This window comes from Mycobacterium sp. (genome assembly GCF_050701675.1).
Classification (GTDB): domain Bacteria; phylum Actinomycetota; class Actinomycetes; order Mycobacteriales; family Mycobacteriaceae; genus Mycobacterium.
This window is the reverse complement of the sequence record NZ_JBOGDD010000410.1, coordinates 1-10,011: the sequence shown is the minus strand read 5'-3', so window position 1 is coordinate 10,011 and position 10,011 is coordinate 1. Positions and strand designations below refer to the sequence as shown.

At 66.0% G+C, this 10,011-nt stretch carries 11 protein-coding genes; 3 read left to right on the top strand and 8 right to left on the bottom strand.

The window, feature by feature from the left end; translation table 11 throughout:
• From ACRDUX_RS12460 to ACRDUX_RS12435, 6 genes are all read right to left on the bottom strand, one after another.
• Window positions 1-1,763, bottom strand: a 1,763-nt coding sequence (locus ACRDUX_RS12460; protein WP_526414315.1) for a xanthine dehydrogenase family protein molybdopterin-binding subunit, incomplete at its 3' end; no start/stop codon positions are given.
• Window positions 1,760-2,545 (bottom strand): ABC transporter permease, encoded by a 786-nt coding sequence (locus ACRDUX_RS12455; protein WP_526414313.1) that lies wholly within the window; start codon window positions 2,543-2,545, stop codon window positions 1,760-1,762. The genes ACRDUX_RS12460 and ACRDUX_RS12455, both read right to left, overlap by 4 nt.
• A complete protein-coding gene (locus tag ACRDUX_RS12450; RefSeq protein WP_526414311.1) occupies window positions 2,542-3,393 on the bottom strand; it encodes an ABC transporter permease in 852 nt (283 codons plus the stop codon). Before ACRDUX_RS12450 ends, ACRDUX_RS12455 begins: the two co-directional genes overlap by 4 nt.
• Window positions 3,390-4,169 (bottom strand): ABC transporter ATP-binding protein, encoded by a 780-nt coding sequence (locus ACRDUX_RS12445; RefSeq protein WP_526414309.1) that lies wholly within the window; start codon window positions 4,167-4,169, stop codon window positions 3,390-3,392. The genes ACRDUX_RS12450 and ACRDUX_RS12445 overlap by 4 nt, the downstream gene beginning before the upstream one ends.
• A gap of 67 nt (window positions 4,170-4,236) precedes the next feature.
• Window positions 4,237-5,226, bottom strand: coding sequence for an ABC transporter substrate-binding protein (locus ACRDUX_RS12440; protein WP_526414307.1), 990 nt, complete (start codon window positions 5,224-5,226; stop codon window positions 4,237-4,239).
• A 382-nt stretch (window positions 5,227-5,608) separates the two neighbouring features.
• Window positions 5,609-6,607: an LLM class flavin-dependent oxidoreductase gene (locus tag ACRDUX_RS12435; RefSeq protein ID WP_526414305.1), complete on the bottom strand. Its 999-nt coding sequence runs from the start codon at window positions 6,605-6,607 to the stop codon at window positions 5,609-5,611.
• 90 nt (window positions 6,608-6,697) lie between these two features.
• Between ACRDUX_RS12435 and ACRDUX_RS12430 the strand changes: the two genes are divergently transcribed.
• Entirely contained in the window at window positions 6,698-7,303 is a 606-nt protein-coding gene (locus ACRDUX_RS12430; RefSeq protein WP_526414303.1) for an SRPBCC family protein, read from the top strand.
• Window position 7,304: 1 nt separating this feature from the next.
• Here ACRDUX_RS12430 and ACRDUX_RS12425 read toward each other — a convergent pair whose 3' ends face one another.
• Window positions 7,305-7,766, bottom strand: a complete 462-nt coding sequence (locus ACRDUX_RS12425; RefSeq protein ID WP_526414301.1) for a RidA family protein — start codon at window positions 7,764-7,766, stop codon at window positions 7,305-7,307.
• Entirely contained in the window at window positions 7,763-8,494 is a 732-nt protein-coding gene (locus ACRDUX_RS12420) for a GntR family transcriptional regulator (protein WP_526414299.1), read from the bottom strand. The genes ACRDUX_RS12425 and ACRDUX_RS12420 overlap by 4 nt, the downstream gene beginning before the upstream one ends.
• 833 nt (window positions 8,495-9,327) lie before the next feature.
• On the opposite strand from ACRDUX_RS12420, the gene ACRDUX_RS12415 reads away from it, so the two are divergent.
• On the top strand, window positions 9,328-9,771 hold the full coding sequence (locus ACRDUX_RS12415) for an MmpS family transport accessory protein (protein WP_526414297.1): 444 nt from the start codon (window positions 9,328-9,330) through the stop codon (window positions 9,769-9,771).
• Window positions 9,768-10,011 (top strand): hypothetical protein (locus tag ACRDUX_RS12410; protein WP_526414295.1); only part of this gene is annotated, 244 nt, incomplete at its 3' end. The genes ACRDUX_RS12415 and ACRDUX_RS12410, both read left to right, overlap by 4 nt.

The following is a 10,011-nucleotide window of genomic DNA, read 5'->3' as shown; positions in this document are numbered from 1 at the left end:
GTGCAGAATCGTCCCTTGCTGTAACGGATGTCGGAAGGCGGCACGCCGAGCAGTGCCGCGACGCGGCCCGTGGCGACATCGACGAGCTGCAATGCGGCCTGGTGAACTGCGGATCCGGCGAGGACAGCCGAGCGACTAGCGAACGTGCCGACCCCTTCAGGCAGACGCTCGGTGTCGGACGGCACGAAGCTCACCCGGTCCATCGGCACGCCCAGCGCCTCGGCGGCCACTTGCGCGAACGTCGTCTCGTGCCCCTGGCCGGCGGACGCGCAACCCGCAGTCGCCTCGATCCGCCCGTCGGAGAGCAGCCGCACCCGCGCCGTCTCGTGCGGACCCCTGCCCGTCGCCTCGAGGTAGGACGCCAACCCGTATCCGATCCGTAAGTCGGGGTTCGCTGCTGCGCACCGCGCGACCTCCGTCGCCGGAAGCGATTCCAGCACGGATTCCAGGCATGCCCGGTAGTCGCCGCCGTCATATGAGATCGGCACCCCGTCGCGGTACGGGATCGGTCTCGGGTAGGGCATGTCGTTGGCGATCAATAGGTTTCGCCGCCGTATCTCGGCGGGGCTGATGCCGAGTTCGAGCGCGGCAGCGTCGAGCGTGCGTTCCAGCGCGAACGTCGCTTCGGGCCTGCCCGCTCCGCGGTACTGGGCCACCAGGGTCTTGTTGGTGAGCGCGGCGCGTCCGCTGATGTGTGCGGCGGGGATCCGGTACGGCCCAAGAAGATGGATCGCCGTGTTGGCGACGATGCCCGCGACCCATAGACTGCCTGCCCCGATGTCGACGACGAAGTCGTCCTCCCAGGCCAGGATGCGGCCGTCGACGTCGACGGCCATCCTGGTGTGGTGCAGCTGATCCCGCGCCTGCGCGCTGGCCACCAGGTGTTCCTGTCGGTCCTCGACCCAGATGAGTGTGTACCCGGTGAGCCGCGACAGCACGGCGAGCATGATCTCCTCGCCGTACACGTTGGCCTTCGTGCCGAAGCCGCCGCCGACGTCGGGCACCGAGACCTTGATCTCCGCCTCGGCCCAACCCGTCACCGCGCAGATGGCGTTGCGCACCATGTGCGGGACCTGGGTGGACGTGGTGATCTCGGTCCGCCCGCGTCTGCCGTCGAAACGTGCAAGGACGCCGCGGCATTCCAGTGGCACCGCGCCGTGCCGGTTCATTCGGTAGACGCCGGTGACGACCCGGTGGGCGACCGCGAAGGCATACTCTGAAGCACCGAACGAGAAGTCCATCCGAGCCGCCTCGTTGCTGCTCAGATGCGAGAACAGCACCGGGCTGTCCGGTTCGAGCGCGGCGACGGCATCTGTGACGGGAGGCATTGGTGCATAGTCGATTCGAATGTTCTCCAGGGCGTCCTCGGCCAGGTACCTGTCCTCGGCGATCACCATGGCGACTGGCTGCCCGACGTAGTGCACCACGTCGTCGGCCAGAATCGGCAGCCGCTGCTCGGCCAGGACACAAGAGGTGGCGGCACTGAAGACGTCGTCGGGTCTGGTCAGCGGCGGAATCGGCAGGCCCGTCAGCCCCAGATCCCCGGCCACGTAGACGCCGAGCACACCGGGCATCCGTTCGGCCACCGTCGTGTCGACGCTCAAGATTCTCGCGTGCGCCTCGGCGGACCTGGCGAACACGACGTGGTGGGCACCCTCGGCGTGGTCGGCGATGAACCGCCCGCGGCCAACGAGCAAGCGCTCATCCTCACGGCGCCGCACCGAGCTGCCGATGTAGCCCGCGGATGTTGCGTTGTCGCTCAATGGATTCGCTTCTCCCACTGCCAGAGCGCAATCGAGATCGCGAACGAGATGGTGATCAGCAGCATGATCGTCGCGACCATGGACGGATAGTCGCCGTGACTGTAGGCCTGCAACACCACCCGTCCGAGGCCGCGGCGGGTGGCGAAGAACTCCGACAACACGACACCGACGACGGACAGGCTGACGGCCAGCCGGACGCCGGTCAGCAATGGCCGACGGATGGCGGGAAAGATGATGTGCACCAACGTCTGCCACGGGTTGGCTTGCACCGACTTCGCCAATTTCCAGTAGACGCGTGGAATCTCCTGTACGCCGGTCGACACGTTGATCAACACCGGGAACAGAGCGAAGAGCACCCCCATGACGACCTTGGAACCCGACAGGCTGAAGATCGGCAGCAGCACCGGATACAGGACGATCTTGGGGATGCCGTTGAGGATGATGATGAGCGGCTCCAAGATCAGCCGCAGCCGCTGCGAGAGGCCTAGGAATAATCCGAGGCCGCCGCCGATCGCGGTGCCGATGACGAACGCGAGTAGCACCGACTGCGCCGTGACCTGCAGATCGAACAGGTACGCCGGGTCGGACAGATTCCGGACCAGAACGGCGGCGGTCTGCACGGGCGAGGGAATGACGAATGTCAACCCCGACACGATCCCCCAGCCGATGACCACCAGCACGGCCAGTAGCCCAGAGCCGACGAACTGGTTGCTCAGAACTTTGCGGATCTGGTCCTGGCGCCGTGCTTGGGGCACGGCGACGTCCGGCAATGTGACGGTCATGCGTTCCTCCCCCGTAGCAACAGACGTTCCACCAGGGCGAGGAGCACGGTGAGGAGGCAGGACAACAACACCACCGCAGCGATGTAGGCGAACATCTGCGTGTTGTCGAAGATCTCGTACAGGTAGCGGATCCGATACCCGAGCCCGGCCTGCGCGGTGGTGAACTCCATCGCGATGGTCCCGATCAGCGCGTAGACGACGGCGAGCCGCAGGCCAGCGACGATGAACGGGCCCGCCGCGGGAATCGCGATGGTCAGCAGAGTCTGACGCGGCGACGCCCGCAACGATCGCGCCAGTTTCATGTACACCGGTGGCATCGTGTTCAGCCCGACCGCGGTGTTGAGCGCCATCGGGATGGCCGCCATGATCGTGGCCAGAATGATCACCGACATCGCGTTGATGCCAACCAGCACGATCATGACCGGGTAGAACAGCACTAGCGGAACCGCGTAGAACGACACCAAGTAGGGCTCGAAGATCCGTCCGACCAGAGGCAGTTTCCAGAACAACAGCCCGGCAGTCAGTCCGAGCAGGCTGCCGAAGACGATCGACACCGCGACCTCGATACCGGTGCGCTTGGAATCGTCCCAGAACTGAGCCTTCGTCATCAGGGTGCCCAGTGCGGCGAAGACGGTCGACGGTGCGGGCAGCACCTGCTCGCTCCACCATCCGGCCTCGGCGCCGATCTCGGCGATGCCGATACCGAGGACGACCAGACCGATGGTGGACAGCGTGCTGAACACCAGATTGCCCATCCGGCGCCTTCGGCCGGTGCGCGCCGGCTGAACACCGGGTTGCGGCACGGCCTCGGTCGGCACGTCGTTTGCAGCCACGAAGGAAGCCGTCACGTCGCAGCGACCTCCTGCTGTTGGAAGCCTCGCATCGATTCGGCCTGCAGCGAACCCCAGATCCGGTTGTGTAGTTCGTTGAACCGTGGCGTCGAGACCACCCCGGCATCACGATCGTCGGGCAGGTCGATGTCGACCACGTCGATGATGGTGCCCGGTCGGTAGGACATCACCCAAACCTGTTGCGACAGCAGGATTGCCTCGGAGATGTCGTGTGTGACGAACATGATCGTCTGGTGCGTACGCGCCCAGATCTGGCGGACCTCGGCGCCGAGGAAGAGACGGGTCTGTTGGTCCAGTGCCGCGAACGGCTCGTCCATCAGCACCACTTCCGGCTGCACTGCAAGGGTGCGCGCGAGGGCTACGCGTTGGCGCATGCCACCGGAAAGCTGTGAGGGGTAGGACTTTCCGAAGCCGCGCAGACCGACGAGGTCGATCGCCTCCTTGGCGCGCAGCCGTCGCGAAGCCTTCGGCACACCGATCATCTCCATCGCGAAGCACACGTTCTCCTCGACGGTGCGCCATGGCAGCGTGGAGTCCTCCTGGAACACCACGCCGATCTTGGGGTCGGGCCCCGTCACGGGCTTGCCGCCGACGCTGACTTTGCCCGTTGAGGCCTTCTGTAGCCCCGAGACGACGGCCAGCAGTGTCGACTTGCCGCACCCGCTGGGCCCCACGATGGAGACGAAGCTGGTGTGTGGCACGTGCTGGTCGATGTCGGTCACCGCCGTCATCATCCCGGCAGGCGTGTCGAACACGACGGACACGTTCTTCATCTGGATGCCTTGCGGTTCCACAGATCTGCCTCTCCGATGGGATGGTCGATGCGGTCTCTGCTGCTACTCAGAAGTCGGTGCGGGCGTCCTCGGGAAGGTACTGCTGGTCCATCACCTTCGCCCAGTCGATCGGCGTCTGGATCTGACCGGCGGCGACCATCAGGTCCGACAAGTTCTTGAGGCCCTTGGCGTCGACCTGCAGCGAGTAGCCCTTGGCGAGGTCGGGGCTGTTCTTGAAGGCCGCCTTCATCACCTCGGGCGTGACCCCCACCAACGGCGCCAGTTCCGTGGCCGCCGCGTCGGGGTCCGACACCACCCACTGGTTCAGGCGGTTCGTGACCTTGAAGAAGGCCTTGAGGTTGTTGGGGTTGGCGTCGGCGTACTGAGAGTTGACCGCGACCAGGTCGGCGGGAAGGTCGCCGAGCACGTCCCGGGAGTTGACCAGGATCTGCGCGTTGTCGGATGCCTGCTTGTCGGCGATGAAAGGCTGCATCGCCCAGCCGGCGGTGATCTGGTTGGCCTTGGCCGCGGTCCAGTTGTCGCCCATCGCCCCGACCGCCTGTATCTTCACTCCCGGCAACTTGCCCTCCAGGCCCTTGGCCAGCAACTCGGTCGACGAGCCAGCCGAGCTGAAGCCCAGTGTGGCTCCGTCGACGTTGCGCCCTGGCGGGCAGATCCAGGAGAAGTCGTTCACCTGGAACCACGGTGCGACCACCTTGAGGTTCGAATTCGGTTGCTGCGCAGCCAGAAGCACCGAGCTGTTGCCTGCGATCGCCATGTCAGCGTCACCGCTGGTGACCACCCGCAAGGTGTTGCCGCCACCGCCGCCGGAGTAGAGGTCGACCTTCAGGCCCTCGTCCTCGAACCACTTCTTGTTGATGCCCACCTGCAGGATCGCCATGAAGGGCAGGCTGTCGACGCCGGTCGCGGAGATGCTCAACGTGTCCTTGCCGCCGCCCGCTGCGGGCGCCGCTGACTCGTCGGCACATGCCGTTGCACCCATGACGAGCGCGAGGACCGCAGATACCGCCGCAAAACACTTCGGGAACCGTGACATCCGAGAAGACCTCCGGGAGTGAGCGAATATTGGATATTCTATACGAGAAGGTGTGATCTACGTCAACATTTGGTGGCGTTCCCATGCCGCCGCCTAGCCCGCGTTTTCGCCGCGAGAAGCCCCGAAACCTCCAGGCCGAGCGCAATTCCGAGCATCGCGACGGCGGCGAACGGGCGGTTGCCTGAGATCGCAGGCGCGGCCGGATGCGACCCCTGGGCCGGTGGGCCGCTGTCGGCGCGACCCTCGGCCGACGGTTTCGGCTCGATCGCGACACCGTCGGCAGGTGTCAATGCTCTCTTCAACGGCGGTGGCGCGCCGGGCACCCGACTTCCCGGAGCCGGATGGGCTCGTGGAGTGGCACCTTCGGCGGCACCGCGCGAGGTCACGGCAGCTGCTCGTCGACGATCTCTGCGAACGTCCTGATCGTCTGTTCGCGGCTCTGACCGGGGCGCACGAAGGGCACGATCGACACCTGATCGATGCCGAGGGCCTCGATCTCCTTGAGTCGCTGCGCGCACTCCGCACGGGTGCCCGCCAGCGCGAACAGGTCGACCAGCTCGTCGGGCACCAGATCGGCGTGCGCGGCTTCGGTGTCCATGTGCTCGTAGTAGTCGTACTTCTCGCGGATGCGGTCGATGGCCTTCTCCAGCGCGGGTTCGACTTTCGCGGGCAGGGGCCGGATCGCCACCCGGGACACATGCGCGCGCACCAGATCACGCGCCAGCACGCGGTCGTCGTCGATCGCCGTCGGCGTCCAGAGCACGATGTGCAGGTCGTCGAGCGTGCGGCCGCTCTCGGCGGCGCCGGCTTCGATGGTCTGCAGGGCCGCCTCGATGAAGTGCGGGGCGGTTCCGACGAGCACGATGACGCCGTCGGCGATGCGGCCCGACATTCGCAGGATCTTCGGCGCGGACGCCGCGACGTAGATCGGGATCTCGACCGGCCCCGACAGATAGTTGAGGTGATACTCGGCGCCGCTGGTCTGCTCGACCACCTTCTCGCCGTTGAACAGGGCACGGAGCTGACGGATCGATTCCTCGAGTTCGGCGAGCTTGAGTGGCTTGAGGCCCATCGTGCGCAACGACGAGTCGCCCGTGCCGATACCGAGAGCGACTCGGCCACCGGTGAACTCGGCCAACGTCGCCCATGTCGACGCGAGCAACGACGTGTGCCGGGTGACGGCGTTGGTCACCCCGGTGCCGAGGATGATCTTCTCGGTACCGACGGCCGCGGCGCCCATCACGGTGGAGGATTCCCGCCAGATGTTCTGCGAGTCGCCGAACCAGACATGGTCATAGCCCAGCGACTCACTGAGCCGGACGTACTCGCGCATCTTTTCCACCGGTTCGGTGGGAAACAGTCCGACTCCCTTGCTCAGCATGTCGCCATCCTCCGCATCGGATAATTTGGATATCGGATCCAATCGTAGTTGGATGGTTCCAGATCACACAACCGGAACCGTGAAACCCGGATGGGAGCCTGGTCCTTGCGCCTCGTCAACGACTTCTCCGTCGATGCACCGCTCGATGTCGCCTGGGCGACGCTGACCGACATCGGCCGTGTCGCCGAGTGCATTCCCGGCGCCACCATCGAAGGCCAAGACGGCGACGACTTCCAGGCCAGTGTCGCCGTCAAGGTCGGCCCAGTCGGGCTCACCCTGTCCGGCACCGCGACCATCGTCAGCCGCGACGACACCGCGCACGAGATGGTGGTGCGCGGCCAGGCCCGCGACCGCAAGGGCAACGGCTCGGCCGAAGCCACCGTGACCATGCTGGCCCGCGAGAGCGCGGACCGCTGTGCCGTCACCGTGACGACCGACCTCGAACTCGGCGGCAGGATCGCGCAATTCGGCAGCGGTGTCATCTCGCAGGTGAGCAATCGGATCATCGGCCGGTTCGTCAGCCAGCTGAACGCCACGATCGCCGGTGTCGACGCCGCCGACGTCCCGACCGTTGCGCGGCCTGCCGCTTCGGCACCGGATCGATGGTCCGACGATCGGGTGAGGCTGGCGCTGACGGCGCTGGCCGGCTTGGCCCTCGGCCTCGCGATCGGCCGGACGGTCGAACGGCTCGGTTGACTCAGCGCACGACCGACACGACCAGCTCCAGCTCGACGCAAGCCCCACCCGGCAGCGACGCGACCCCGATCGCCGTGCGCGCATGCGCACCGCACTCTTCGCCGAACACCTCGAGCAGCAGCCGCGAGGCACCGTCGATGACCGCCGGATGGGCATCGAACTGCGGGGCCGCCCGGACGTATCCGCGCAGATGCACCAGCGCGGTGACCGCGTTGAGACCGACCGCACCGTCGATGGCGCCGATCAGGTTCAGCGCCGCCACCCTCGCCTGCCCGTTCGCATCCTCCGGCGACACGTCCTCGCCGACGACACCGAGCAGGCCCGGACCGTCCGATCGGCGTGCGGTGCACCCACTGATCCACAACTGGTTGCCGCACAAGCGACTTGGGAAGTACGCACCCTTGGGTGTGGCGGGCGCCGGGACCTGCAGGCCGAGGGCCGCCAACCGGTCGACGGCCGTCACGACTCCTCGCCGGCCTCTTCCCGGCCGAGGATCTCACGCAGATGGCCGATGGCTTGCACGCGGTGTTCGTGGTTCAACGCGACCATCTTCTCGACGTCACGGACGGCCATGGCGTCCACCATCAGGACGTGCTCACTGTTCACCTTGGAAAGATCCATCAGGTGTGAGTAGAGAGGGCGGTACGCGTCGGCAGTGTTCCACAGCTGCGTGACGATTCGCTTCGTGCGCGCCATCCGGCTCTCCCCGAACGTGAGGAAGTGAAACCGCCGGTTCGCCATGCCGACGGCGATGAGGTCGTTGGCGGCAGCGGCCCGGTCCATCTCGGCGATCTCGAGCCGCATCGCTTCGACGGTCTCGTCGACGACGCGGGGCATCGCGTCGCGAATCAACGTCTCCTCCAGGATCTCGCGGAGTACGAAGACCTCGGTCAGATCCTCGAGGCCGAGCTTGGCCACCCGGTACCCAGTGTGCGGGACGTAGGTGATGTACTCCTCGCCCTCGAGGGTTTTCAGGGCCTCCCGGATGGGGATGCGCGACAGCCCGAACTGCTCGGCAAGGGTGTCCTGGACGATCCAGCTGCCCGGCGGGAGCCTCCCGCTGGTGATGTCCTGCCGGATCGCCTCGGCGACGGCCTGCTGGGCGGTCTTGGGCCGGACGAAGTCCGACCGCTGTCCCCTGCCCGGTTCGCTGGGTGTCTGATCGCGTCTGGTCGCAGTTCGCGGTGGCATCGACTCTCGCTTTCAACGGATATTGGATACTCTATGTGATCGCATCCTCGCGACGCCAACACCTCGCAGAACGAACATCCGCGCTGGTGCCCGAAGAACGGCACCGTCGCCGTGCACGTTCCACCAGTTCCGACGGGCTTGTCGAGCGGACGCGCCAGCAGGTGCCATGTGTTTGCCGCTGAGCGGCTCAGGCCAGGAGCTGGTCGACCGGGGCAGCCCGCTGAACCCGGTTGCCGCGCAGCAGTGACGTACGGGCGGCCACCACGGCGAGAACGACCGATTCTCCTCTGCCGTACTAGATCCGCCCTTCGCCCAGAGATGCCGTGGGAACAGTGCCACCTGAGCGGTGGGTAGCCCGAAGGCCTCTACATGCACGCACTTCTCATAGCTCCGCAGTCCGAACAGGCCGAGCTCGTCGAGCCACGCCGCAACGGTGGGGATGGGCCCCCGCCCGGCGATGGGGGATCGTCCCGGCGGGGGCACGGGTGGCCGGGCCGTGGTGCGGTGGCGAGGGCGCGATAGGGGACCCTCTGACCTCCGCCGTGCAGTCCGCGGCTCGTGGGCTAATCGTTTCGTACCTCAATTCGTCGCAGCCGCGACCAGCTTGCATACGATTGACTCATATGCGACTGTATCAACCGTGTAGACCGCCGTACGCTCTTCGACGGCGACGTGATTCGGGATCGCAGGGAAGGCGCCGCTCAGCGGGCAGTCGCTCGCTGCACGTGGCACGGCCCGGGTCGGCGGCCCGCTGGACGTGTTGATTGCGCTCACACGGGTCGCGTACTGAGCCTGCACGCGAAGTTCGTGGCCGGCTTTCGAAAGGTGATCGCGTGAACCAACGTTCGGTCGGCAAGACGGTGCTGACGAGGGGCTGGATACCGATCTCCGCGGTAGTGGTGGTTGGCGTGGGCGCATTGGGCATGTGGAAGGTGCATCAATTGTCAGCCCCGGCTCCGGTCATTGCCGTGAACGGTCCGCAAGCCCCAGAGCAATTCACCCCAAAGCAGCTGACATATCAGTTGTTCGGCGCATTGGGTGACGGCGGGATGCTCTCCTACATCGACGTCGATGGACACCCTCAAAGGGTTGATCTGACGGAATTGCCGTGGTCACATACCGAGACGACCACGCTGACGGTGGTGTCCGGCAGTATCTCGGCGCAAGTCCAGGGCGGTGAGGTCGGCTGTCGGATACTGGTCAACGGCGTGGTCCGCGACGAACAGTCGGCCACCCGTCAGGACGCTGACGTCACCTGCAGAGTGAAGTCCGCGTGAGCGCGCATCAGGCGAAGCGCCCGTTCGTCGCCAGAACGGTCCGCGTCCTCTCGGTGCCGATCGTGGTGTTCTGGGCATTGCTCGCCGTGAGCACCAATACCTTCATCCCCCAAGTAGAAAGGGTCGCAGAGGAACTCGCGGGCCCGATGGTGCCGACCTACGCGCCGTCACAGTCGGGGATGCTGCACATCGGCGAGAAGTTCGAGGAGTCCACCTCGACCAGCTTGACCATGGTCGTGC